The following is a 24,312-nucleotide window of genomic DNA, read 5'->3' on the forward strand; positions in this document are numbered from 1 at the left end:
AGAATCGATGGTTCGAATTCCCGGAACCCCGACGTCCATGTCCCTCGATCCCGCCCTGCGTTCGCGCATCGAATCCATCCTCAACGCCAACCGCGTCGTGCTGTTCATGAAGGGCCAGCCGTCGATGCCACAGTGCGGTTTCTCGGCCAAGGCCGTGGGCGCCCTGCAGGACCTGGGCGTCGAGTTCGCCCACGTCAACGTGCTGGCCGACCAGGAAATCCGTGAAGGCATCAAGGCCTATGGCGACTGGCCGACCATCCCGCAGCTGTACATCGACGGCGAACTGGTCGGCGGCAGTGACATCGTGCTGCAGATGGCTGCCAGCGGCGAGCTGAGCAGCGTGCTGGGCCTGGCTGCGCCGGACCGTACCCCGCCGAGCATCACCGTCACCCCGGCCGCCGTGGAAATGCTCAAGGGCGCGCTGGCCGACGCTCCGGGCGCTGCCCTGCAGCTGACCATCGACGCCGGCTTCCAGCCGAACTTCCAGCTGGCCCCGCATGACGAAGGCGCGATCGCTGCCGAATCCAACGGCCTGCGCGTGCAGTTCGACCTGTCCAGCGCCCGTCGCGCCAACGGCATCACCATCGACTGGGTGGACGACATCCGCGGCAAGGGCCTGGCCATCGACAACCCGAACGCGCCCAAGCCGGTACAGGAAATCAGCGTGCGTGATGCCGATGACATGGTGCGTGCCGGCAACATCACCCTGGTGGACGTGCGCCCGGCCGACGAACGTGAGATCGCCGCCGTCGGCGTGCCGTTCAAGACCTTCGACGGCAACGGCCGTGCCGCGCTGGAAGCCCTGCCGAAGGACACCGCACTGGCCTTCATGTGCCACCACGGTGGTCGCAGCGCGCAGGCCGCCGAGCAGTTCCGCGCCCTGGGCTTCACCAAGGTGTTCAACGTGACCGGCGGCATCAATGCCTGGTCGGAAGACGTCGACAACGGCGTGCCGAAGTACTGATTGACGGCGCGGGGTCAGCGCCCTTTCCTGCGGAAAGCGGATCTGGCCCCCAAAAAAAGGGGACGGAGGGGATTAAGTCGTTTATGCCACAAACGACTTAATCCCCTCCGTCCCCTTTCTTTCAGCCGGCGAAACCGCCTTCGGCCAGGTAGTCCAGTTCCTCCGGCGAGGGAATGCGCCCCAGCACGGCGTTGCGGTGCGGGAAACGGCCGAAGCGGCGGATGATGTCGCGGTGCAGCTCGGCGTACTGCAGGTATTCCTTGTCGCCCAGCACATCGAACATCGCCACCGAACGGTCCTGGTCCAACGGGTCCTCGGAGTGCTCGAACGGCAGGTAGATGAAGGCGCGCAGCTTCGGCACCAGCTGCAGGTCCAGGCCTTCCTCGATGGCGCGCATGGCGTAGTGCCGGGCCAGGCCATCGGTGGCATAGGAATGGGCAGTACCGCGGAAGCAGTTGCGCGGGAACTGGTCCAGCAGCAGCATCAGCGCCAGTGCGCCCTCGGCACTGCCCAGCCAGTGTTCACGCCCACGCGAAGCGGCGGCGAAATGCTCATCCAGGAACAACTGGCGGAACTGCGCGTCGAACGCATCGTCGCGGGCGAACCACTTCGCAGGGCCCGCTTCTTTCCAGAAATCCACCACTTGCGCGGCAACGTCCATGACCTACTCCCCAGGGCCGGCGCGCCGCGCCAGGCCATCATCATCATTCATCGAAGCGCAGGTGGCGGACCGACTTGCCGTTGCGCCGGATAAGCTTAAGCGCCTCGATACCGATCTGGATATGGTTTTCCACGAACTGGGAGCTGACCTTGGCATCGGAGGCTTCGGTCTTGACCCCATCGGGGATCATCGGCTGGTCCGAGACCAGCAGCAGCGCGCCACTGGGGATGTGGTTGGCGAAGCCGGCGGCGAACACCGTGGCGGTTTCCATGTCGATGGCCATGCAGCGCATCGCCCGCAGCCGCTCCTTGAAGGCCTCGTCGTGCTCCCAGACCCGGCGGTTGGTGGTGTAGACGGTGCCGGTCCAGTAGTCGTGGCCGAGGTCGCGGATCATGGTCGAGACTGCACGCTGCAGCGCAAACGCCGGCAAGGCTGGCACTTCCGGCGGCAGGTAGTCGCCCGACGTACCTTCTCCGCGGATCGCCGCGATCGGCAGCACCAGGTCACCCAGCTGGTTCTTGCGCTTGAGGCCACCGCACTTGCCCAGGAAAAGTACCGCCTTGGGCATCACCGCCGACAGCAGGTCCATGATGATCGCGGCATTGGGGCTGCCCATGCCGAAGTTGATCATGGTGATGCCATCGATGGTGGCGCTGGCCATCGGCCGGTCCAGGCCGATGATGGGCGCACCGGTCAGCTCGGAAAAGGTGTGCAGGTAGCCGCCGAAGTTGGTCAGCAGGATGTGCTGGCCGAACTGGTCCAGCGGCACGCCGGTGTAGCGCGGCAGCCAGTTGTCGACGATTTCCTGCTTGCTCTTCATGGGCGGTCCGGTACGGCGGGGGACCGGGTATTTTCAGCCACCCGGCCGGTGCCGTCGAGCTACCGTCGGCAGGCCTGTGAAGAAGGTCACTTGGCAAGCCCGCCGCCTCCGGGCTAGCGTCGGCGGTTGGACCAGGCTGCAAGGGGAACTGCATGGCATCGACGTTGTTGCGCGCTGGGGTAGCCCTGGCACTGCTTTCATTGAGCACGGCTCCGGCGGTGGGCGCCTCGCGCTTCGTCGCCGATCCCTACCCCAGCACCTACCAGGCACACCCCGATGCACCGGTGCTGATCCAGAACGCCACCGTGCTGACCGGCACCGGCCAGCGCCTGGACAATGCCGACGTGCTGCTGCGCGACGGTCGCATCGCCGCCGTCGGCCGCCAGCTGCAGACCGACGCCGGCGTCACCCGCATCGATGCGCAGGGCAAGTGGGTCACCCCCGGGCTGATCGACGTGCATTCGCATCTGGGTGTATACCCCAGCCCCGGCGTCGGCGCGCACAGCGACGGCAACGAGATGACCGCGCCGGTCACCGCCAACGTCTGGGCCGAGCACTCGGTGTGGCCGCAGGACCCGGGTTTCGCCACCGCACTGGCCGGCGGCGTGACCAGCATGCAGGTGCTGCCGGGCTCGGCCAACCTGGTCGGTGGTCGTGGTGTGACCCTGAAGAACGTCCCCGCCATCACCTACCAGGCGATGAAGTTTCCCGGCGCACCGTGGGGACTGAAGATGGCCTGCGGCGAGAACCCGAAGCGGGTGTACGGCGGAGGCAAGGGCGTCGCTCCGGCCACGCGGATGGGCAACGTTGCCGGTTACCGCGCCGCCTTCATCGATGCCGCCGACTACATCGCCAAGAACAAACCGAAGCCGGCCAAGCACAGGAGCTGGTTCGGCAGCGACAAGGGCGACAGCGCCGGTGATGCCGGCGGCAAGCGCGATCTCAAGCTGGACACGCTGGCCGGCGCGATCGAAGGCGACATCCGCGTGCACATCCACTGCTATCGCGCCGACGAGATGGCCACCATGCTCGACCTGGCCAAGGAATTCGGCTTCAAGGTGGCCGCCTTCCACCACGGCGTGGAGGCCTACAAGCTGGCCGACCGGCTGGCCGCCGACGGCGTCTGCGGCGCGCTGTGGGCCGACTGGTGGGGCTTCAAGATGGAAGCCTTCGACGGCATTCCGGAGAACATCGCACTGGTCGATCGGCCGAAGAACAGCTGCGCCATCGTCCATTCCGATTCACCCGAAGGCATCCAGCGCCTGAACCAGGAAGCGGCCAAGGTGATCGCCGCCGCGCGCCGCGCACGCATGCCGGAGATCCCCCCCGAACACGCCATCACCTGGATGACCGCCAACGCCGCCAGGGCGCTGGGGATTGAAGGCCAGACCGGCACCCTGGAGGCCGGCAAGATGGCCGACGTGGTGGTGTGGAACGGCAACCCCTTCAGCTCGTACGCGCTGGCCGAGCAGGTCTTCATCGACGGCCGCCGCCTGTACGACCGCAGCGCACCTGCGGCCACGCCACGTTCCGACTTCCAGCTTGGCCAGGAGGTGCACTGATGGGCGCGTTGAACAAGCGTCGCCGGGCATGGCTCGGCGCTACGGTCATGGTGCTGGCCTGCCTCTCCGCATCCGCGCAGGCGCAGGACCTGCTGGTGCGCAACGCGACCGTGCATACGGCCAGCACGCGCGGCAGCCTGCAGCACGCCGATGTGCTGGTGCAGGGCGGGATCATCCGCGCAGTCGGCAGCGGGCTGTCCGCCCCGGCCGGGGCCAGCGTGGTCGAGGCCGATGGCCGCCCGCTGACACCGGCGCTGTTCGGGGGCATCACCGAGATCGGCATCGAAGAGGTCTCCGGTGAAGCGAGCACGGTCGACAGCACGTTGAAGATCGGCGAACAACCGTTGCGCCCCGAGTTCGATGTCACCCTGGCGTACAACCCGGCCTCGGTGCTGATCCCGGTGGCACGCCTGGACGGCATCGGCTTCACCGCCCTGGGGGCGGCCACCGGCGGCGGCTTCGTTGCAGGCCAGGGTGGCGTGATGCGGCTGGACGGCAGCGCCGATCCCCTCGGGCCGCGCGCGCTGTTCCTGCGCCTGGGGTCGGCCGCAGTGGAGCTGACCGGGCAGTCGCGTGCAGCGCAATGGATGCTGCTGCAGCAGATGGTGGACGAGGCGCGTGGCCAGGTTGCCGCCGATTCACCACATGCGCTGCTGACGCCGGCCGGGCGCCGCACGCTCAGCCGCTACCTGGCCGGGCACGGCCGCATCGTGGTGGAGGTGGACCGCACGGCGGACATTCGCCAGCTGCTGCGCTGGGCCGCCCGCGAAAAGGTGAAGATCGCCATCGCCGGTGGCAGCGAAGCCTGGCAGCTGGCGCCGGAGCTGGCCGCCGCACAGGTACCGGTGTTCGTCGATGTGTTGTCCAACCTGCCGGCCAGCTTCGACCAGATCGGCGCCACGCTGGAAAATGCGGCACGCCTGCAACGTTCCGGCGTGGCGGTCTCGTTCGTGCAGCGTGGCGACGCCTCGCACAACGCCCGCAAGATGCGCCAGCTGGCCGGCAATGCCGTGGCCAACGGTTTGCCCTGGGCCGACGGCCTGGCCGGCCTGACCCGGGTGCCGGCGCAGGCGTTCGGCGTGGCCGACCAGATCGGCAGCATCGAGCCGGGCAAGCGTGCCGACCTGGTGCTGTGGGAAGGCGACCCGCTGGACGTGGCGCACTATGCCGAACAGGTCTGGCTGGGCGGCCGGGCGATGCCGATGCGCTCGCGCCAGACCGAGCTGCGCGACCGCTACCTGCAGCGCAACGCGCAGCCCTGACCTCCAGTCATCCAAGGAAACCCGCATGGCCACCCTGCGCTGGTACTTCGACTTCGTCTCGCCCTATTCCTACCTGCACTGGCAGAAGCTGAAGCAGCTGCCCCAGTTCGCACAGATTCAGACCGTGCCGATCGCCTTCGGTGCGGTGCTGCATCACCTGGGCAACCTCGGGCCGGCCGAGATTCCGGCCAAGCGCCGCTTCATGTACCGCCAGCTGCTGTGGACTGCGCAGGCCGAAGGCACACCGCTGCGGTTCCCGCCGGGCCACCCGTTCAACCCGTTGTCTGCCCTGCGGCTGTGCCTGGCCGCCGGTGGCAGCGTGCAGGCGGTGGACGTGCTGTTCGACTGGATCTGGCGCGACGGCAATGCCGCCGATAGCGCCGAGGCCCTGCGCGAACCGGCTGCGCGGCTGGGGATCGAGGATGTCGCCAGCGCCATCGCGGCCCCCGCGGTCAAGGAGCAGCTGCGGAGGAACACCGAGGCCGCCATTGCTGCCGGCGTGTTCGGGGTACCGACCTTGGCCATCGATGACGAACTGTTCTGGGGCAACGACGCCCATCCGTTGATGGCCGCCGTGCTGGCCGATCCCGCCCTGCTGCAGCAGCCCGAATGGCAGCGCCTGGCCGAACTTCCGGTGGCCGTGCAGCGCAGTCGCTGAACAGGGCCTGGCGCGTTTCCCTCGCGCGCCACGCCAGAATTTGAGATAGATTTCACGTTTCCGAACCTACAACCGCCCTGGAGGGGGAGCCGCGGATGCGCATCGGAATCGTCGTCGACTCGGCCTGCGACCTGCCGCAGGACTTCATTGCCGAGCACAACATCGTGCTGCTGCCGATCACCGTCCGCATCGGCGAAGCCGTGCTGGCTGATCATCGCGATGAGCAGGCCACGCTGAGTTTCCTGCATGCACACGTGGCCGAGCACGGTGCCGAGGCGGAGACCATCCCCTTCAGTGTCAACCAGATCCGCGACCTGTTCCTGCAGCAGCTGGTGATCGATTACGACCACGTGTTCTGCATGACCATCACCAAGACCCGCAGCCCGATCCACGACAATGCGCTGCAGGCCAGCTTCGCCATCCTCAACGATTACAAGCCGGTGCGGCAGGCAGCGGGCTACAACTCGCCGTTCGCGCTGCGCGTGCTCGATACCCAGAACCTGTTCGCCGCGCAGGCGGTGACTGCGGTGGAGGCGGTTCGCCTGCGTGACAGTGGCGCCAGCGTGCAGCAGATCCGCGAGCGGCTGGAAGAACTGGCCGGCAACGTGCACGGCTACATGGTCACCCGTGATCTGTACTACATGCGTGCGCGCGCCCGGCATAAGGGCGACCGCAGCGTCGGCCTGCTCAGTGCGGCGCTGGGCAGCGCACTGGACATCAAGCCGGTGCTGCACGGCTACCGCGGCGAAACCGGGCCGGTCGCCAAGATCAAGGGCTTCGACAGCGCCGTGCAGAAGCTGTTCGCGGTGGTCGGCCAGCGCGTGCGTGCCGGGCTGATGACACCGACGGTGTGCGTCAGCTACGGCGGAGAACTGGACGAGCTGCGCACGCTGCCCGGCTACGCACAGCTGAAAGAGGTCTGCGCCACCCATGGCGTGACCGTGTACGAATCGGTGATGAGCCTGACCGGCATGGTCAACGTCGGCAAGGGCGCGGTCACGGTGGGTTTCGCCGATGGGCCACACCGGTTTGAATGAAGGCCGACCGTGGCTGGAATCTGCACATCGATTCCACCGCGGTTGTGCCAGTCTTGCCGCACTTCAAGGAGAACTTCATGCCTGCGCAGTACCACATCAGCCTGCCCGACCCGTCCAAAGCCCGCGGCAACGACCCTGACCTGTCCTTCCATTCGCAGGGCGCCGCCGGTTTCGCCGAAGAGCTGCAGGACGCCCTGCGCAGCGGCACGCTGTTCGAGCGCTGGAAAGCCAAGCAACCCGACCCGGATGCGGTGGAACCGCAGTGGGGCGTGACCGATCCGGACGCCACCGTGACCGGCGAGCAGAAGGACCTGCGCATCAACCTGGTCGCCACCACCCGTATCGACAGTGACGTGTTCAAGCAGCGCCTGCGCCTGCTGGCCGGCCACCACTGGGAACTGCGCGACGTGCGTTGAGGCCACGCCGTGGTAGTGCCGGCCGCTGGCCGGCAACCGAGGAGATGCCGGCCACCGGCCGGCACTACCCAGTGCGATGTCCCTGGACGGGCGGCACGCCATGGGCTGGTCCGCTCAACAGTCCATGGTTCCGTGCGCGTTGCCCTCGTCATCCAGCACGCGCGCATGCAGGACCACCCGGTTGCGGCCGGCACGCTTTGCGACATACAGGCCCGCATCGGCATCGGCCAGCAGCTGGTCGGCACTGGCCAGCGCCGGTGGGTGCAGGTAGCCCACGCCGACGCTGATGCTGACCGGGCCTTCCGGCAATGGCAGCGCTTCGACCGCTTCGCGCAGGCGCTCGGCCAGCGCCAGCACGCCCGACAGTGGGCTTCCAGGCACGATGACAGCGAATTCTTCACCGCCATAACGCGCAACGCTGTCACCGCCGCGACCTGCGACGCCCTTCAGCACCCCGGCCACCGCCTGCAGGCAACGATCACCGGCCGGATGGCCGTGCCGGTCGTTGAAGGCCTTGAAGTGGTCGATATCCACCAGCAGCAGGCCCAGCTCGGTGCCGCTGCGCCGCGCGCGATTCCACTCGGAGGTCAGCCGCGCGTCGAACTCGCGGCGATTGGCCACGCCGGTGAGGCCATCCTGCCGCGCCAGTTGATCCAGCGCTGCCTGACGCTCCAGCAGATCGGTCTGCAGCAGGACGCTGCGCAGGCCGAAACCAAGGGTGGCTACGACGAAGCCCGCGACGGCCAACGGCCGCGCATGATCGACCACCAGCGTGCCGACCACCAGCAGCAGCAACGGCAGGATGATCGGACCGGCGGCCTGCACCGTCCTCGCCAGCCGCGGGTGTGCCGTGGTGCCTGTGTCCGGCGCCGTGTCCAGCGCCATGCAGGCGATCAGCAGAAAAGGGACGTCGATCAGCAGGTCGTTGAACGCACCGAATGCATCATCGGAGGTGTAGTGGTTGATGTAGTAGGCCACCAGCAGATAGGCCAGTGCGTACAACGCCAGTGCACGGAAGAACCTGCGCCGTTCGGGCACGTCGCCGGCCAGCCATCGCACCATGGCGAACGCGGCGATACACAGGTTCTGGATGTCGAACATGCGCTGCATGTTGGACATGGCATGGGCGTCGACCTCGACACGGGCGGCGAACGATGCGGTGTGCACGAAGAACAGCACACCCAGCAGCGCCGCCATCGCCGCGTCGATCAGGCTGATGCTCGGGCGCTCGCGGCGTGCCCGGGCCAGGATGAACACCAGCGGCACGCCATACAGCACGTACAACAACAGGCTGATGCGTGGGGTGAAGTCAGCCCGGCCGGCGCCCAGCGCATCCACCATGTTGAACGTCATGCCACCGGCCCACAGCAGCAGTGCCATTGCGGTAGAACGCCAGCCCAGAGCGGCGCGGTCACGTTGCGCCCGCACCAGGCACGCGGCGGCGGCCAGCAGCGGTGCGCCGGTCAGGAACAGGAAAGAGCCCACGCCCGCCGGGCTCGGCCAGAACGCCACGGCCAGCCCATGGCAGAGCACGTACAGCAGCGCCAGCACTACCGGCATGCATCCCCCCGATCCGCAAGGCCGTCTGAGCGCACGATAGCGCGCCGGCACGCCACAGCGGCGTGATCCACTGCGGCAAAACGACACTCCGCGTGCATCACCATGGTAGTGCCGGCCGCTGGCCGGCAATCCCAGGGAATTGCAGGGCTGCGGGTTGCCGGCCAGCGGTCGGCACTACCGGAGAGCCCTCAGGCGTGCAGGGCGCGGGCGTGGTGGGCGATGTGCTCGCCGATGAAGCTGGCGATGAAATAGTAGCTGTGGTCGTAACCCGGCTGCAGGCGCAGGGTCAGCGGATGGCCGGCGGCCGCGCAGGCCTCCTGCAGGCGCTGCGGCTGCAGCTGGGTCTGCAGGAACTCGTCCGCCTCGCCCTGGTCGACCAGCAGCGGCAGGCGCTCGCTGGCCGCCTCCAGCAGCGCGCACGTATCCCACTGCGCCCAGTCGGCCGGGTTGTCGCCCAGATAGGCATGGAAGGCCTTCTGCCCCCACGACACGTGGCTGGGCGCGACGATCGGCGAAAACGCCGACACGCTGCGATAGCGCCCGGGGTTGCGCAGCGCGATCACCAGCGCGCCATGGCCTCCCATCGAATGGCCACTGATCGCGCGCGCGTCGGTCACCGCGAAGTTCGCCTCGATCAGCGCCGGCAGTTCCTGCGCCACGTAGTCGTGCATGCGGTAGTGCTTCGCCCACTGAGCACGGGTGGCATTGAGGTAGAAGCCTGCCCCCTTGCCCAGATCGTAGCCTTCGGCATCGGCCACGTCATCACCGCGCGGGCTGGTGTCGGGCGCGACGATGATCACACCGTGCTCGGCCGCATAGCGCTGCGCGCCGGCCTTGGTGATGAAATTCTGCTCGGTGCAGGTCAGGCCGCTCAGCCAATACAGCACCGGCAGCTTCTGCGTTTCCGCCTGCGGCGGCAGGTACACGGCGAACTGCGTGTCGCAGCCCAGCGTGGTGGAATGATGCCGGTAGACGTCCTGCCAGCCGCCGAAACAGGCGCGGTGTTCAATGCGTTCCATGGTGCTCTCCTGCGCGGCGGCGTCAGCCGTCACGTGTGTTGATCAACTCATCCAGCTGCGACAGCAGGCGCAGAAGCGATTCGACGCCAGGCTGGCCATCCAGATTGCGGTACGCCGCCACCGCCACGTCGCTGCGCGGTGGCCACTGGCCGTCGGCGCGGGCTTCGTGCAGGCGCGGCAGGAATACCTGCGCAAGCCACTGCTCGAACGGTATGCCATCGTCGCTGCCGAAGGCCGAAGTCACCGCACGCGGTGGTCCCACCTCGCCGTCGACCCAGCCCAGCGCACGCAACGCCTGCTCGATCGGCGCCACCAGGGCCGCGCGCGGGTCTTCCGCACGCGGCCGGCGCAGGGCATCGAACCAGCCCACGCCGCGCCTCAGTAGTGGACCACCGAACGGATCGACTTGCCTTCATGCATCAGGTCGAAGGCGTCGTTGATCCTGTCCAGGTCCATGGTGTGAGTGACGAACGGGGCCAGTTCGATGTCGCCCTTCATCGCGTCCTCGACCATGCCCGGCAGCTGGCTGCGGCCCTTCACGCCACCGAAGGCAGTGCCCATCCACTTGCGGCCGGTTACCAGCTGGAACGGGCGGGTGGAGATCTCCTGCCCGGCACCGGCCACGCCGATCACCACGCTCTGGCCCCAGCCACGGTGCGCGCATTCCAGCGCCGCGCGCATCACGTTGACGTTGCCGATGCACTCGAAGCTGTGGTCCACACCCCAGGTGGTCATTTCCACGATGACCTGCTGGATCGGCTTGTCGAAGTCCTTCGGGTTGATGCAGTCGGTGGCGCCGAATTCGCGCGCCAGTTCGAACTTGGACGGATTGGTGTCCACCGCGATGATGCGGCCGGCCTTGGCCTGGCGCGCACCCTGGATCACCGCCAGGCCGATGCCACCCAGGCCGAACACCGCCACGCTGTCGCCTTCCTGCACCTTGGCGGTGTTGTGCACCGCGCCGATGCCAGTGGTGACGCCACAGCCGAGCAGGCAGACGTGTTCCGGGTTGGCGTCCGGGTTGATCTTCGCCAGCGAGACTTCGGCAACAACGGTGTACTCGCTGAAGGTCGAGCAGCCCATGTAGTGATACAGCGGCTCGCCGTTGTAGCTGAAGCGGCTGGTGCCATCGGGCATCACGCCCTTGCCCTGGGTGGCGCGCACCGACACGCACAGGTTGGTCTTGCCGCTCTTGCAGAACAGGCACTCGCCGCACTCGGCGGTATACAGCGGAATCACGTGGTCGCCCGGCTTGACGCTGGTCACGCCCTCGCCCACTTCCACCACGATGCCGGCGCCTTCATGGCCCAGCACCACCGGGAACAGGCCTTCCGGGTCATCGCCGGACAGGGTGAACGCGTCGGTGTGGCAGACACCGGTGTGGGTAATCTTCACCAGCACTTCGCCCTTCTTCGGCGGGGCGACGTCGATCTCGACGATCTGCAGCGGCTGGCCGGGACCAAAGGCGACGGCGGCACGGGATTTCATGGGTGGACTCTCCAGAGACAGGCAATGACAGGATGGGCGGCGCCATGTTGCGCCGTCGTTTACTTCAGGTACGAGCGGATCAACGCGCTCATGTCGCGCACGCGTTCGGCGCGTTGTTCGTCGGAGGCGGCGGGCTGGCCGAATTCCTCGCGCAGATGGGCCTCCATCACCTCGGACATCAGGCCGTTGACCGCGCCACGGATGGCGGCGATCTGCTGCAGCACCGGCCCGCAGTCGGCGCCAGCTTCGAGCGCGCGGTCAAGCGCATCGCACTGGCCGCGGATGCGGCGCACGCGGGCCAGGACCTTCTTCTTCTCTTCGGGGGAGTGCGGCATGGCGGGCCAGCTCGGAACTATACTGGGGGATAGTATACATAGCCTGGGTGCCAGTGCCACCGGCCGCTCCCTGCCGCCATCTCGATCCGCCGGCAGACCCGGCTAAAGAACACCGCCACGCAGCCGATATCCGGTGCCTGATGGCGAATGGGTCGCCTGCAATGACACGGAGTTCTGCTGATGGTGCGTTCCCTGCTGCCCGCCTGCCTGGCCATGGCCCTGGCGTTTCCCGCACTGGCCGAGCAGGCCTCCACCTCTGCGGTGGCCCAGGTGGATCTGCAGCAACCGGCGCGCATCCGCCTGTTCAGTGCCAATGGCCAGTATCTGTCGATGCGCAAGAACCACACGCGCAGCGGTGCCGAAGCCGAGGTGGTCAGGGTGGAGAGCAAGGCGTCCAAGGGCGTGTTCAGCACGATCGCCTCGTTGGCCACCGGCAATGAAAGCACCTCGATCGGCATGCCCGGATCATTCGCCACCGGTACGCTGGGCGGGATCCGCAAGCCCTTCTATCGCGAATTCGCACTGGTGCCGGGCCAGCTGGTCAATGTGATGGCCAACTTCGAGGGCAATCGCCGCTGCGTTCCCGCAGGCGAAAGGGTTCGCGACCTGCGCTTCACGCTGCCGCCCTCGCTCCTGCTGACGCCGGAACCCGGTCTGGATTACGAAGTATCGTTCGGAACCGACGGCAGCAGCTGCGGCTTGAACGCCAGGCTGCTGCTGGCAGACGGACGCTCAGTGCCGCTCCCCACCGAGTTGCAGCGGCAACGCTCACCAAGGACGTACAAGGTGGAAGGAACGCATCTGTATACCTTCCTGTTCCGCCCTGGCAGCGTGTACTACCGCCCGGTCGGCGAGGCGGAGGACCTGCAGCTGCGCATCGACGATGCTGATCATGCCGACGCATTTGAAACGGCGATGCGCGAGATCGTCTCGCGGCCCGGCACCCAGATGTGCATCGTGCTGCCGGACTTCTTCTACAAGAGCCCGCTGAAAGACCGGCTTGATCGCGTCCTGGACGAGCAGGACAAGAATTTTCCGGCCATCCTCGAACCGATCGAAGGACTGCGCAAAGTCCGCCAGCTTGAGGACCATGTGCCCACAACCTTCCTGGATGCTGCCGCGTACTGCCAGTTGGCAGGGATGATGGCGTTCCCGCCACGCAATACGCTCGATGGGGCACCCGAAGTGGCAGCCCCGGCTCAATCAAACACGCCCTGAGCCGCCAACCGCGCCAGCTCATCCACCACGTAGCGCACCTTGGGCCGCAGGTGGCGGGTCGGTGGCCACAGCGCATGGATGTCGATATGCCGCTGCATGTGCGCATCCAGCACCGATTGCAGCGCCCCGGATTCCAGATGACGGCGTACCAGTGAAACGGGCATCTGGCAGATGCCCAGCCCAGCGATGGCCGCATCGATCACCGCGTCACCATCGTTGAGCTGGTAGGTCGCATTCGGGATGAACGTTCCCTCGGCATCGTCCCTGCCGATCCGCCACGCCACCGGCTGGCCGTGGCGGAAACCAACGACGCTGCGGTGCTGCGCCAGATCCTCCACGGAGGCCGGCACGCCATGCGCCTGCAGGTACTCCGGCGATGCGCAGGTGACCAGTCGTTGGCGACCCAGCCGGCGCGCGACCAGATGCTCGGCCTGGTGCAATCCGCCGAAGCGGATCAGCAGGTCGATGCCCTCTTCGACCGGATCGACGAAGTGATCGGTGAAGGTCATCGTCAGTTGCAGGTCCGGGTATTGCCGGCACAGGCGCAGCAGCACCGGCAGCACCACCAGGCGCCCGAACGAGGATGGCATGTCGATGCGCAGCCGTCCGCTGGGCAGGCCGGCCGACCCCAGGCAGGCCTCGGCGGCGGAGATTTCTTCCAGCGCCGCCGCACACGATGCGTAGTACGCCTCGCCGTCGGTGGTCAGCGCGATGCGCCGCGTGGTGCGGTGGAACAGGCGCACGCCCAGCCGCGCTTCCAGCCGGGCGATGGCCTTGCCGACCGCCGAGCGTGAGATGCCCAGCGCGTCGGCAGCCTCGGTGAAGCTGCCTGAGCGGGCCGTGGTAACGAACGTGACCAGGCCATTCAATGATTCCAGCGGCAGCATCTATCGCGCTCCATTGGGGACAAATAGTCCCGCACCTGGGGAGATCGAAGCGCTTTATGCGCCTGCATGTCAACTCCATTCTGTGTGCATCGCGCCGCTGGCGCCTCCTCCCCGCACCAAGATGACCGACATGACCGCCGCCCTGTTCCGCCCCTTCGATCTGGCAGGCATCGCCCTGCGCAACCGCATCGTGATGGCCCCGATGACCCGCGCCCGCAACCCCGGCGCGGTGGCCAATGAACTCACCGCGCAGTACTACCGGCAGCGCGCCAGCGCGGGCCTGATCATCAGTGAAGGCACCCCGGTCTCGCCGCAGGGCCAGGGTTACATTGACGTGCCGGGTATCTGGTCGGCCGAGCAGGTCGCCGGGTGGAAGCTCGTCACCGAGGCGGTGCATGCCGCACAGGGCACGATCTTCGCCCAGCTCTGGCACGTCGGCCGCATGTCGCATTACTCGCTGCAGCCCGACGGTGGTCAACCGGTAAGCGCCGGTACCCGGCCGGTCGCCAGCGCACCGAAGAACACCTCGTTCATTTATCTGGACGACGGCAGCCGCGGCCACGCCGATCCCACCCCGGCACGTGCGCTGGCCACCGAAGAGATCCCCGGCATCGTCGACGACTTCGCGCGCGGCGCCGACAACGCCATCGCCGCCGGTTTCGATGGCATCGAACTGCATGCCGCCAACGGCTACCTGTTCGAACAGTTCCTCAACCCGCTCATCAACCAGCGCGAGGACCGCTATGGCGGCTCGCTGCCCAATCGTGCGCGCTTGATCCTGGAGACCGTCGATGCGATGACCCAGCGCATCGGTGCGCAGCGGATCGGCGTGCGCCTGGCGCCGAACAACCTCACCTTCGACATGCCGTTCTACCCCGACAACGAGGCCACCTACCTGTACCTGGCCGAGGAGCTGGGCAAGCGCGGCCTGGCCTATGTGCATCTCAACGACAACCTGCAGGCGGGCCAGTCGGTGCTGGGCGAGGTGTTCCTGCGGCAGTTCAAGCAGGCCTACGGCGGCACCGTCATCCTCGCAGGTGGCATGACCCGCGAACGCGCCCTGCAACTGGTCGAAGCTGGCACCATCGACCTGGCCGCGTTTGGCCAGCCGTTCATCGCCAACCCGGATCTGGTCGAGCGCCTGCAGCGCAACGTCGCGCTGGCCACGCCGGACCGCAGCACCTATTATGGGGGCGGCGAGGCGGGCTACCTCGATTACCCGCGCGCACAGTAGAGCCACGCGATGAGTGGATGCGACGCGCCACGCGCCACAGGAAACATCACGGCGCCTTCTCTACCTTGGTCGAGTCAGAATCAAAGGTCAGTACACGGGTGCTGATCTCGCCCCTGGCCGAGTCCTTGCGACTCAGCTCAAGCCGCCCCTGGTTGCCCTGCGCCACCAGGCTGGCGGCAAAGCTGCCCTCGTTGGACAGTGCCGTGATCACGGCGGTGCCATCGGGCGCGACTCTCATGCCCGCCCGATCGCGAACCTTGTATCCCACGCCAACCGGCGCATCCAACGCCATTACCGCGCTGCCGTTGGCCATGGTGCCGATGCCGCCGCGCTCATCGCCCTTCGCATCGTAGATGGTCATGCCCGTTGCGCGTGAGTTGCGGGCAATGTCACTGGCGTCCTCGGCAATCTGCACGCGCGTGCGCCCTTCACTGTCGAGCACGGACAGCTTGTAGGTACGGATCTCCGGCACCACGCCGGCATCAGGTGTGGCCACGCTGGTTCCGATCAGGGCCAACGATGCGCCCAGCGCGAACATCGAGGCAGCCAGCAGATTCCTGCGGCGCAGCCCATGCTCCAGGCGTTCCAAGCGTAGGGCTATATCCTGCTCATGCATGTTGTGCTCCCTGGTTGAGCCTGTTGTTGTTCCGTCACCTGCCATCAGCCTCCACGTGGACCACACGGGTGGATGCTCCGCCTTCGGCGGAATCCACGCGGCTCATCTCCAGCTGTCCTTCCGCGCCCTGCGCGACCAGCCTGGCGGCAAAGCCCCCGGCGTTGGACAGGACACCGATAAGCGCAGAACCGTCCGCCCCCACTTTTATTCCGGCCCGATCAGACACGCGATAGCCAACGCCGCGCGGGGCATCCAAGGCGACCGTGGCACTGCCATCGTCGGCGGTGACCATGCCTCCACGCTCCTGTTCATTGCCATCGAAGATGATCAACCCCGCCACCCGGGCGTTGCGCTTGATGTCCAGGTCCGGCGCGTCCTCGCCGATTTCCACGCGCTTGCGTCCTTCGTGATCAAGCACGATCAGGCGTTGGGTGCGGATCTCCGGAACAATGCCGGCCTCCGGCCTGGCAAAACCGCGACCGGCCAGCACGATCGATACCAACAGGACGGGCGCTGCCACCAGCAGCCAGCGCCACCGGCTTGTCCGCTGCTCCAGCTTGCGCACGCGCGCTTCCACTTCCAGATCCCGCATGGAATCCTCCCTGGCAACGAGGCCACCAGTCGCAACGACCGGGCACTCCGATCCGGAACTACAGTGCGATCCTAGACCGCCCATCCGTGCCCAACAACATGACGAAAGTCCCCATGAACTCCGTCACCACTTCGTTCATCGTCAACCTCGACGTGCCCGATCTTGCTGCCGCTGAGACCTTCTACACCGAAGCCTTCGGCTTGCGGATCGGCCGCCGTCTCGGGCCGGAGGCCGTGGAACTGCTCGGCGGGCCAACACCGTTGTACCTGCTGCAGAACGAAGCTGGCAGCGTCGCTACTGAAGACGGCGACGTGCGCGACTACGAGCGCCATTGGACGCCGCTGCACCTGGATTGGGTGGTGGATGACATCGAAGCTGCAGTAGTACGTGCGGTTGCGGCCGGGGCGACACTTGAGCAGTCCGTGCGCGAGCGTCGCTGGGGGCGCATCGCCGTGCTGGCCGATCCATTCGGCCATGGCTTCTGCCTGATCCAGTTCAGTGGCGAAGGCTACGACGTACTGGTCGAATGACCGGCACATCGTTCACCACGGCAACGGCACCGCTTCGCCGTTGGCACGCTCGCCGTAGTACAGCGACGGCAGCAGGCGCGAGAGGAAACTGAACTCCGTGTAGCAGTGCTTGAGCAGGCCCAGGCCGACCGCATCGCCAGCATCGCGGTGCGGATCGGTGCTGTCCAGGCCGAGTACGAAGCGGCTGCGCAGCACGCAGCCAAACGGCGTATCGCGCGCCACGTGCAGCATCTGCCCGTCGCAGGGATCACCGTCTGCATCCAGGCGTACGTGGTCGCCGAAGCCGATGCGCGCGGCGATCACCGCCGATACATCGCCTGCATCCTGTGCCGCCTGCAGGCGCTCAGGCACCAGCAGCGTGCGCGGGTCATGGAACTTCAGGCGCGCCGCCACCGGCGGAATGTCAGCCAGCGATTCCACGGCATGGATGCTGGCACCGTGGTAGCTGCGTCCACGCTGCCAGGCCGCGTCCCAGCCGCGATGCTCGACATGATCGACCGGATGCCACCAGCGGATGTGCTGGGTGGTCTCGAAGAAGGTGAACCACCAGTCGAGCATGCGGCCCTTGCAACCGTGCAGATCGGTGCGCACCGCCACCAGCAGGGTGCCGTCTTCGCGGCGCTGGATGCCGGTCTCCAGGTGCATCGGCGCCGGGTCCAGCAGATCGTGGTGGTCCAGCCAGGCGCGAGCGTTCACAGCGGTATCCATGGGGGTCTCCTACGGGTTGGGAGGCCCGACAATACGGAAACGTTCGACGTTTCGCAATTAGCCGGATGCGGTAAGATGGGCGCAATGAACAGCACGACCCTGCCCGAGCCCACAACGCCGACCCGCCGCCGCGGCCGCCCTGCGCGCCCGGAGGCGGAAGTCCGCCACGCGGTACTGCAGGCCACCCTGGAGCTGCTGCTGGCACAGGGTTACGAGGCCACCACCATCGAAGCGGTGGCGGCGCACGCCGGGGTGGCGAAGAAGACGGTGTATCGCCACGCCAGCAATCGCGAGGAACTGGTTGGGCTTGCGGTACGCGAGTGGACCGACGGCTTCGCGCCACAGCTGCAGCGCGATGCGCGTGATGCCGAAGAGGTACTGCCATTGCTGCAGGACATCCTGCAGGCGATGTGCGCGCAGGCGCTGTCGGCGCAGGCGGTGCAGGTGTTCCGCCTGCTGGCCACCGATTTCCCCGGCAAGGACGCGCTGCTGCAGGCCTATCTGGACAACGGCATCGAACGCGGCCGTGCGCTGCTGGCTGACTGGCTGGCGCGCCAGCAGCAGCGCGGGCTGCTGCGCGAGGGAGATCCCGTGCGCATGGCGCGGCTGATGTTGGCGATGGCCGTGGCCGAGCCGCTGCGCGAACGTGTGATCGGCGTGGTGGCCGCAGATGCCCCGGTAGAGGTGCATCTACGTGAGTGCGTGGCGTTGTTGGGGCCGGTGTTGCAGGGGGCGTAGCAGGCCACTCTACGCATGGCTGCGCGGTGCAGCTCCTGAAAGGACACCATGACACGAGGCGATTTTCTCGACTCCAAGGTCAACCAGCACGTGCTTCTGCAATTTTTTGCATGGTGTAACAGGCATATCGAGCCCACCATCAACCGCCTATCTCACGGCAGCGCCTCATATGCGATTCCACCTATTGACCTGTTCACTTGTGCTGGCCGCATCAATTACCACCGCCAAAGCCGGCACCATCGAGGGCGTCAACCATACAAGCTGGGCCATAAACTACTTCAGCGTTGATGGTCGTTCAGCCGTAGACAGCATTGGTCCGCACCAGATAGGCGGCGGAGCATGTTGTTACGCTGCACCCAAGCGTTGGCGAGAAGGAATGACAGTACGCATCGACTGGGAAAGAGGTGTCGGCTCCTCGGCCGGTTTCCCAGGATTTGAGGATAGAGAGAAGTACTACGCCTGGATCGATCAGATTGATGCCCAGAAGAAAAAGCTAAGCAAAGTAGTCCCTGTTCCGGACTATGGGAAGGAACGCGTATGTGGCATTACGGTGCATTTCTTGCCCTGTGACGATGTTCAGGTCACTACATCCTGCTACGCCTATGGCTCCCCGAAGTACCCAATCAAGATCCCGCTTCATTCAAAAGAAGCGGCGTCATGTTCAAAGTAGCTGCATTCACGAATATCATCCAATGACCTGATGGAAGTGCGATTCGTCGCAACTCACTCGCGCAGCATATCCACGAACGCACGCAACGCGCCGGGCATCTGCCGTTGCTTCGGGTAGTACAGCGCAAACCCGGCGAACGGCTCGCTCCAGTCTTCCAGCACCGCCACCATCTGCCCCGATTCGATATACGGCCGCGCGGTGTCTTCCAGCACGTAGGCCAGGCCGATGCCATCAAGTACCGCGCCGACCACGGTGCCCTGCTCGCTCAGCGTCAGCCGTCCGGGCACGTCGATTTCCAGCGCCTGCCCACCGCGCTCGAACTGCCACTTGTACAGATGCCCGCTGGCAAAGCGGAAGCGGATGCATTCATGCGCGGCCAGGTCGCGCGGATGCAGCGGCGCCGGATGCCGCCGCAGGTAATCCGGCGAGCCGACGATCAGCCCGCGCAGCGGTGGCCCCATCGGCACTGCCACCATGTCCTCGGGCACGAACTCGTGCAGGCGCACGCCCGCGTCGTAGCCCTCGGCGACGATATCGACCAGCCCATCATTTTCGGTCAGCTCCACCCGCACGTCGGGATGAGCGTGCAGGAAGCGCGCCAGTCGCGGCCCCAACTGGGTCGGTACCGCCGCGCGGGTGGCGTTGATGCGCAGCAGGCCGGCCGGGGCGGCGCGGAAGTGGTTCATTTCTTCCAACGCGTCATGCACCTGCCCCAGCGCCGGCTGCAAGCGCTCCAGCAGGCGCTGCCCGGCCTCGGTCAGGGCCACGCTGCGCGTGGTGCGGTGGAACAGGCCCACGCCCAGTCGTTCTTCCAGCGCGCGGATCGCATAGCTCACCGCCGAGGTCGACAGCGCCAGCTCGGCGCCAGCGCGGCGGAAGCTGCGGTGGCGGGCAACCGCCGCGAACGCGGCCAGGTGAGAAAGGTTGTCAGTGGCCATGATTGTGCAGTTTCACTTGATGAATCATGCCGATATCCACGCTTCTTGCCATTGGGAACGCGGCGTATTGTAAAGCGCCTTTCGATAAACCCTGCCAAGGATTCCCCATGTCCCTCGCCCGTGGTTACGCCGCCCATTCCCATACCGCTCCGCTGGTCCCCTATGAGTTCGAACGCCGTGCGGTCGGTCCCGACGATGTGCGCATCGAGATCCTCTACAGCGGCATCTGCCACTCCGACCTGCACCAGGCCCGCGATGACTGGGGTGGCTCGATCTACCCGATGGTGCCGGGCCACGAGATCATCGGCCGCGTCACCGAGGTCGGCAGCAACGTCACCCGCTTCAAGGTCGGCGACCACGCCGGCGTGGGTTGCATGGTCGACTCCTGCCGCCACTGCGACGCCTGCCAGCACGACCTGGAGCAGTACTGCGCCGAGGGCGCGACCTGGACCTACAACGGCCGTGAACGCGAAAGCGGCGCACCGACCTACGGCGGCTATTCCGACCACGTGGTGGTAGAGCAGCGCTTCGTGGTGAAGGTCTCCGATACCCTCGACCTGAAGGCGGCCGCACCGCTGCTGTGCGCCGGGATTACCACGTGGTCGCCGCTGCGCCATTGGAAGGTCGGCCCGGGCCAGAAGGTCGGCGTGATCGGCCTCGGCGGCCTCGGCCACATGGGCGTGAAGTTCGCCAAGGCGCTCGGTGCGCACGTGGTGATGATCACCACCACCCCGGAAAAGGGCGCCGATGCCAAGCGCCTGGGCGCCGATGAGGTGCTGGTCTCGCGCGATGCGGCGCAGATGAAGGCGCACGCCGGCAGCTTCGACTTCCTGCTCAATACCATCCCGGTCAGCCATGACACCAATCCGTACATGGGCCTGCTCAAGCGCGAGGCCACCATGTGCCTGGTGGGCGTGCTGACCGAACTGGACCCGCCGCTGACCGGCGGCAGCGTGATCTTCGGCCGCAAGCACCTGACCGGCTCGGCGATCGGCGGCATGGCCGAAACCCAGGAAATGATGGACTTCTGTGCCGAGCACGGCATCGTCAGCGATGTGGAGATGATCGACATCAGGAACGTCAACGAAGCCTGGGAGCGCATGGCGAAGAACGATGTGCGCTACCGCTTCGTGATCGACATGGCGACGTTGAAGAACGCGGCCTGAGCCAAGACGGATCTGGAAATGAAAAACCCCGGCAATGCCGGGGTTTTTCTTTTGGGTAGTGCCGGCCGCTGGCCGGCAACCCCGCATGACGGTCAGTACGCGAACTCGCGGAACACCGGATCGACGTCACCATGCCAGCGGCCATGGAACAGCGCCAGCTTGCGCTCGGCCGGGGTCAGGCCGGATTCGACGATCTCCTGCAGCACGTCCAGGAACTTGCTCTCGTCCTGGCCATCGGCATTGCGCGCCGCACGGCGCTTGAGGCCTTCCACGGAAATCCTGACCGCTTCCCGGGCCAGGTCGCGCACCGTGCCGTTGCGGAACGGCAGGTTCATTGCATGCTTCGGCACGCCGTCACGCAGCGCATGGCGCTCGGCCAGGGTGAAGTCACGCACCAGGTCCCAGGCAGCGTCCAGCGCCGTGTCGTCGTACAGCAGGCCCACCCAGAACGCCGGCAGCGCACACAGGCGGCTCCACGGGCCACCATCGGCGCCGCGCATTTCCAGGTACTTCTTCAGGCGCACTTCCGGGAACGCGGTGGTCATGTGGTCCGACCAGTCGCGCAGGGTCGGCAACGCGCCCGGCAGCACCGGCAGCTTGCCCTGCATGAAGTTGCGGAAACTCTGCCCGCTGGCGTCGTGGTAGGTGCCGTCGCGATAGGAGAAGTACATCGGCACGTCGAGCAGGTAATCGACATAGCGCTCGTAGCCGAATCCATCCTCGAACACGAAGTCGAGCATGCCGGTGCGGTCGGCGTCGGTGTCGGTCCAGATGTGCGAGCGATAGCTCAGGTAGCCGTTCGGCTTGCCTTCGGTGAACGGCGAATCGGCGAACAGCGCGGTGGCGATCGGCTGCAGCGCCAGCGACACGCGGAACTTCTTCACCATGTCCGCTTCGGTGGCGTAGTCCAGGTTCACCTGCACCGTGCAGGTGCGGGTCATCATGTCCAGGCCCAGCGAACCGACCTTGGGCATGTACGAACGCATGATCTTGTAGCGGCCCTTCGGCATCCACGGCATTTCATCGCGCTTCCACTTCGGCTGGAAGCCCATGCCGAGGAAGCCCAGCTGCAGTTCGCCGGCCACCTGCGCCACTTCGTTGAGGTGGGTGCCGGTCTCCACGCAGGTCTGGTGGATGGTCTCCAGCGCCGCACCGGACAGCTCCAGCTGGCCGGCCGGTTCCAGGGTCACCGAGGCCCCATCGCGCAGCAGGGCGATGGTGCGGCCATTCTCCTGAACCGGCTCCCAGCCGAAGCGGACCAGGCCGTTGAGCAGTGCTTCGATGCCGCGCTCCCCCTCGAAGGTCGGCGGGCGCAGGTCATCCAGGCGGAACCCGAACTTCTCGTGCTCGGTGCCGATGCGCCACTGCGCGCGGGGCTTCTCGCCGGAGGCGATCACCTCCACCAGCTGCGAGCGGTCGGTAATGGGGGTATCGGCGACGTGGCTGGGGCTCGACAAGGGGAAGGCTCGCTGGACGGTGGCGGGGGATGTGGGGCTCGCGGCCTTCCATCGCAAGGGCGCACTATAGCGTGGCACCTCGTTGCGTCATGCGACGGTGACGGGTTTCAGCATCCTACCGACGCCCTCTTGACCCTCGTACACTCAACGTCATGAGCCGCCATTCACGACACCCCGAACTGCACCGCTCCGAGCGCGTCGGCTGGCTGCGTGCCGCCGTGCTGGGCGCCAATGATGGCATCGTCTCGGTGGCCGGCCTGGTGGTTGGCGTGGCCGCCGGCGGCGCCTCCGCTACCACCATCCTCGCCACCGGCGTGGCCGGCACCGTGGCCGGCGCGATGTCGATGGCCGCCGGCGAGTACGTCTCGGTACAGACCCAGGCCGACACCGAAGACGCAGACCTGGCAATGGAAAGGCGCGAGCTGCGCGAAAATCCGCACAGCGAGCTGGAGGAGCTGGCTTCGATCTACCGCCACCGCGGCCTGGAGCCTGCGCTGGCACGGCAGGTGGCCGAACAGCTCACCGCCCATGATGCGCTGGGTGCCCACGCCCGCGACGAACTGGGCATCACCGATACCCTGCGCGCCCGTCCGCTGCAGGCAGCGCTGGCCTCGGCCGGTGCGTTCACCTGCGGCGCGGCGCTGCCGGTGCTGACCGCCCTGCTCGCACCGGCCGACAGGGTCGCACTGATGACCACGGCCAGTACCCTGCTCGGCCTGTGCCTGACCGGCGCAGTGGCGGCCAGGGCCGGCGGCGCACCGCCGGTTCGCGGCGCGATCCGGGTGATGTTCTGGGGCGCTTTGGCGATGGCCGCGGCAGCGGGCGTCGGTCGCCTGTTCGGTGCCCACGTGTCATGACCGCCATGCTGCCACCGGCCACCGCACTGCTGGCCGAGATGGCCAGCCTGGCCGGCTGCGCACGCGCCGAAGGTTATGCGTGCATCACCGCTCGGCGCGAACATGGCGCCAGCTCGGTGGAGATTCCACAACCACAGTTCGCGATCCTGCTGGAAGGCCGCAAGCAGGTGCGTACCGCGCACCAGTCGCTGGAGTTCATCCCCGGCGACATCCTGCTGCTGACCCAGCGCTGCCGCATCGATGTGGTCAACACCCCCGACCCACGCAGTGGCCGCTACCTCAGCGCCATCGTGCCGCTGTGTGCCGAAGTGCTGGCGGCCGCACGTACGCTGTGGAGCGGGGAGCTTCCCGCCGCCGGTCATGCGATGGCGCGACTGCCGTTGATCGATCATGGCGTGGTGCTGCGCCAGTGGCGGCAATCGCTGCAGGACGGCCGTTACAGCGAAGCGCGGCTGGCCCTGGCCTCGTTGGTACTGACCCTGTGCCGGCAGGGCCACGGCAACCTGCTGCTGCCGCAGGCGCCGAGCCTGGGCGAACAGATCCGCGACCGCATCGCCGCCGAGCCGGCTCGCGACTGGCAATCGCGTGATGTGGAAGCGCTGTTCGCGCTGAGCGGCGCGACCCTGCGCCGTCGGCTCGCCGCCGAGGACACCAGCCTGCGCCAGCTGCTCACCGAGGCCCGGCTGGCGCATGGCATGCAGTTGCTCTACACCACCGACCTGCCGCTGAAGACCGTAGCCGCACGCGCGGGCTACCGGTCTGCGGCCAGTTTCAGCAAGCGCTTCGCCGAGCAGTACGGGCTGGCTCCCACAGACATTTGAGGGGGGGCGGCAGGGCTTGCAGCCCTGCACCTGCAGAGGCAACGGCAACGGCCGAAGCAACAGCAACACCGGGCTATCCGTGGGATGGCAGGGCGGTG

At 66.7% G+C, this 24,312-nt stretch carries 27 protein-coding genes; 14 read left to right on the forward strand and 13 right to left on the reverse strand.

Going from position 1 to position 24,312, the window contains the following annotated elements:
• The first annotated feature begins 37 nt into the window (after positions 1-37).
• Positions 38-964: a Grx4 family monothiol glutaredoxin gene (grxD, locus tag AC2A1N_RS15610; RefSeq protein WP_154351406.1), complete on the forward strand. Its 927-nt coding sequence runs from the start codon at positions 38-40 to the stop codon at positions 962-964.
• 121 nt (positions 965-1,085) lie between these two features.
• Here grxD and AC2A1N_RS15615 read toward each other — a convergent pair whose 3' ends face one another.
• Positions 1,086-1,625 carry a DUF924 family protein gene (locus AC2A1N_RS15615; protein ID WP_005419210.1) on the reverse strand — a complete coding sequence of 180 codons (540 nt, stop codon included), beginning with the start codon at positions 1,623-1,625 and terminating at the stop codon, positions 1,086-1,088.
• A gap of 43 nt (positions 1,626-1,668) precedes the next feature.
• Positions 1,669-2,445 (reverse strand): AMP nucleosidase, encoded by a 777-nt coding sequence (locus AC2A1N_RS15620; protein WP_049415280.1) that lies wholly within the window; start codon positions 2,443-2,445, stop codon positions 1,669-1,671.
• Positions 2,446-2,597: 152 nt separating this feature from the next.
• On the opposite strand from AC2A1N_RS15620, the gene AC2A1N_RS15625 reads away from it, so the two are divergent.
• From AC2A1N_RS15625 to AC2A1N_RS15645, 5 genes are all read left to right on the forward strand, one after another.
• Complete coding sequence (locus AC2A1N_RS15625) at positions 2,598-4,007, forward strand: amidohydrolase (RefSeq protein WP_484372811.1); 1,410 nt, start codon at positions 2,598-2,600, stop codon at positions 4,005-4,007.
• Entirely contained in the window at positions 4,007-5,269 is a 1,263-nt protein-coding gene (locus AC2A1N_RS15630; protein ID WP_242891360.1) for an amidohydrolase family protein, read from the forward strand. The genes AC2A1N_RS15625 and AC2A1N_RS15630 overlap by 1 nt, the downstream gene beginning before the upstream one ends.
• 25 nt (positions 5,270-5,294) lie before the next feature.
• Positions 5,295-5,927 (forward strand): 2-hydroxychromene-2-carboxylate isomerase, encoded by a 633-nt coding sequence (locus AC2A1N_RS15635; RefSeq protein ID WP_061479593.1) that lies wholly within the window; start codon positions 5,295-5,297, stop codon positions 5,925-5,927.
• A gap of 95 nt (positions 5,928-6,022) precedes the next feature.
• Positions 6,023-6,964: a DegV family protein gene (locus AC2A1N_RS15640; RefSeq protein ID WP_164144675.1), complete on the forward strand. Its 942-nt coding sequence runs from the start codon at positions 6,023-6,025 to the stop codon at positions 6,962-6,964.
• A gap of 77 nt (positions 6,965-7,041) precedes the next feature.
• On the forward strand, positions 7,042-7,380 hold the full coding sequence (locus tag AC2A1N_RS15645; RefSeq protein WP_006469105.1) for a hypothetical protein: 339 nt from the start codon (positions 7,042-7,044) through the stop codon (positions 7,378-7,380).
• Positions 7,381-7,494: 114 nt separating this feature from the next.
• On the opposite strand, the gene AC2A1N_RS15650 is transcribed toward AC2A1N_RS15645, so the two are convergent.
• From AC2A1N_RS15650 to frmR, 5 genes are all read right to left on the reverse strand, one after another.
• Positions 7,495-8,940 (reverse strand): GGDEF domain-containing protein, encoded by a 1,446-nt coding sequence (locus AC2A1N_RS15650; protein WP_242891351.1) that lies wholly within the window; start codon positions 8,938-8,940, stop codon positions 7,495-7,497.
• Positions 8,941-9,128: 188 nt separating this feature from the next.
• Positions 9,129-9,959 carry an S-formylglutathione hydrolase gene (fghA, locus tag AC2A1N_RS15655; protein WP_484372814.1) on the reverse strand — a complete coding sequence of 277 codons (831 nt, stop codon included), beginning with the start codon at positions 9,957-9,959 and terminating at the stop codon, positions 9,129-9,131.
• A 22-nt stretch (positions 9,960-9,981) separates the two neighbouring features.
• A complete protein-coding gene (locus tag AC2A1N_RS15660; RefSeq protein WP_061479596.1) occupies positions 9,982-10,329 on the reverse strand; it encodes a YqcC family protein in 348 nt (115 codons plus the stop codon).
• A gap of 8 nt (positions 10,330-10,337) precedes the next feature.
• The gene (locus tag AC2A1N_RS15665; protein WP_061479597.1) at positions 10,338-11,447 is read right to left on the reverse strand and encodes an S-(hydroxymethyl)glutathione dehydrogenase/class III alcohol dehydrogenase; all 1,110 of its coding nucleotides are present in this window, start codon (positions 11,445-11,447) and stop codon (positions 10,338-10,340) included.
• A 59-nt stretch (positions 11,448-11,506) separates the two neighbouring features.
• Positions 11,507-11,782: a formaldehyde-responsive transcriptional repressor FrmR gene (gene frmR, locus AC2A1N_RS15670; protein WP_005411009.1), complete on the reverse strand. Its 276-nt coding sequence runs from the start codon at positions 11,780-11,782 to the stop codon at positions 11,507-11,509.
• Between the two features lie 180 nt (positions 11,783-11,962).
• Here frmR and AC2A1N_RS15675 point away from each other — a divergent pair, with 180 nt between their 5' ends.
• A complete protein-coding gene (locus AC2A1N_RS15675) occupies positions 11,963-13,000 on the forward strand; it encodes a hypothetical protein (RefSeq protein ID WP_180867657.1) in 1,038 nt (345 codons plus the stop codon).
• On the opposite strand, the gene AC2A1N_RS15680 is transcribed toward AC2A1N_RS15675, so the two are convergent.
• Positions 12,982-13,887 carry a LysR family transcriptional regulator gene (locus AC2A1N_RS15680; RefSeq protein WP_061479599.1) on the reverse strand — a complete coding sequence of 302 codons (906 nt, stop codon included), beginning with the start codon at positions 13,885-13,887 and terminating at the stop codon, positions 12,982-12,984. The genes AC2A1N_RS15675 and AC2A1N_RS15680 overlap by 19 nt on opposite strands.
• A gap of 130 nt (positions 13,888-14,017) precedes the next feature.
• Between AC2A1N_RS15680 and AC2A1N_RS15685 the strand changes: the two genes are divergently transcribed.
• Positions 14,018-15,121 carry an alkene reductase gene (locus AC2A1N_RS15685; protein ID WP_242891347.1) on the forward strand — a complete coding sequence of 368 codons (1,104 nt, stop codon included), beginning with the start codon at positions 14,018-14,020 and terminating at the stop codon, positions 15,119-15,121.
• A 46-nt stretch (positions 15,122-15,167) separates the two neighbouring features.
• On the opposite strand, the gene AC2A1N_RS15690 is transcribed toward AC2A1N_RS15685, so the two are convergent.
• Together AC2A1N_RS15690 and AC2A1N_RS15695 are read right to left on the reverse strand one after the other, a co-directional pair.
• Positions 15,168-15,782, reverse strand: coding sequence for a hypothetical protein (locus AC2A1N_RS15690; protein ID WP_242891345.1), 615 nt, complete (start codon positions 15,780-15,782; stop codon positions 15,168-15,170).
• Positions 15,772-16,302 (reverse strand): hypothetical protein, encoded by a 531-nt coding sequence (locus AC2A1N_RS15695; RefSeq protein WP_484372818.1) that lies wholly within the window; start codon positions 16,300-16,302, stop codon positions 15,772-15,774. Before AC2A1N_RS15695 ends, AC2A1N_RS15690 begins: the two co-directional genes overlap by 11 nt.
• Positions 16,303-16,442: 140 nt before the next feature.
• Here AC2A1N_RS15695 and AC2A1N_RS15700 point away from each other — a divergent pair, with 140 nt between their 5' ends.
• Positions 16,443-16,859 carry a VOC family protein gene (locus AC2A1N_RS15700; RefSeq protein WP_110713647.1) on the forward strand — a complete coding sequence of 139 codons (417 nt, stop codon included), beginning with the start codon at positions 16,443-16,445 and terminating at the stop codon, positions 16,857-16,859.
• Positions 16,860-16,871: 12 nt separating this feature from the next.
• Here the strand turns inward: AC2A1N_RS15700 and AC2A1N_RS15705 are convergent, their stop codons facing one another.
• Entirely contained in the window at positions 16,872-17,567 is a 696-nt protein-coding gene (locus tag AC2A1N_RS15705; protein ID WP_242891341.1) for a DAPG hydrolase family protein, read from the reverse strand.
• Positions 17,568-17,642: 75 nt separating this feature from the next.
• Between AC2A1N_RS15705 and AC2A1N_RS15710 the strand changes: the two genes are divergently transcribed.
• On the forward strand, positions 17,643-18,305 hold the full coding sequence (locus AC2A1N_RS15710; RefSeq protein WP_242891339.1) for a TetR/AcrR family transcriptional regulator: 663 nt from the start codon (positions 17,643-17,645) through the stop codon (positions 18,303-18,305).
• Positions 18,306-18,474: 169 nt separating this feature from the next.
• On the forward strand, positions 18,475-18,975 hold the full coding sequence (gene tli1a, locus AC2A1N_RS15715) for a Tli1a family immunity protein (RefSeq protein WP_484372821.1): 501 nt from the start codon (positions 18,475-18,477) through the stop codon (positions 18,973-18,975).
• A 53-nt stretch (positions 18,976-19,028) separates the two neighbouring features.
• Here the strand turns inward: tli1a and AC2A1N_RS15720 are convergent, their stop codons facing one another.
• On the reverse strand, positions 19,029-19,913 hold the full coding sequence (locus AC2A1N_RS15720; protein WP_242891337.1) for a LysR family transcriptional regulator: 885 nt from the start codon (positions 19,911-19,913) through the stop codon (positions 19,029-19,031).
• Positions 19,914-20,020: 107 nt separating this feature from the next.
• Here AC2A1N_RS15720 and AC2A1N_RS15725 point away from each other — a divergent pair, with 107 nt between their 5' ends.
• Positions 20,021-21,079, forward strand: coding sequence for an NAD(P)-dependent alcohol dehydrogenase (locus AC2A1N_RS15725; protein ID WP_061479602.1), 1,059 nt, complete (start codon positions 20,021-20,023; stop codon positions 21,077-21,079).
• A 92-nt stretch (positions 21,080-21,171) separates the two neighbouring features.
• On the opposite strand, the gene AC2A1N_RS15730 is transcribed toward AC2A1N_RS15725, so the two are convergent.
• On the reverse strand, positions 21,172-22,536 hold the full coding sequence (locus tag AC2A1N_RS15730; protein ID WP_242891335.1) for a glutamate--cysteine ligase: 1,365 nt from the start codon (positions 22,534-22,536) through the stop codon (positions 21,172-21,174).
• 152 nt (positions 22,537-22,688) lie between these two features.
• Here AC2A1N_RS15730 and AC2A1N_RS15735 point away from each other — a divergent pair, with 152 nt between their 5' ends.
• Both AC2A1N_RS15735 and AC2A1N_RS15740 read left to right on the forward strand, forming a co-directional pair.
• Positions 22,689-23,393, forward strand: a complete 705-nt coding sequence (locus AC2A1N_RS15735) for a VIT1/CCC1 transporter family protein (protein WP_242891333.1) — start codon at positions 22,689-22,691, stop codon at positions 23,391-23,393.
• Positions 23,390-24,214: a helix-turn-helix transcriptional regulator gene (locus AC2A1N_RS15740; RefSeq protein ID WP_061479605.1), complete on the forward strand. Its 825-nt coding sequence runs from the start codon at positions 23,390-23,392 to the stop codon at positions 24,212-24,214. Before AC2A1N_RS15735 ends, AC2A1N_RS15740 begins: the two co-directional genes overlap by 4 nt.
• Positions 24,215-24,312 lie beyond the last annotated feature (98 nt).

This window comes from Stenotrophomonas maltophilia group sp. SKK55 (assembly GCF_057179845.1).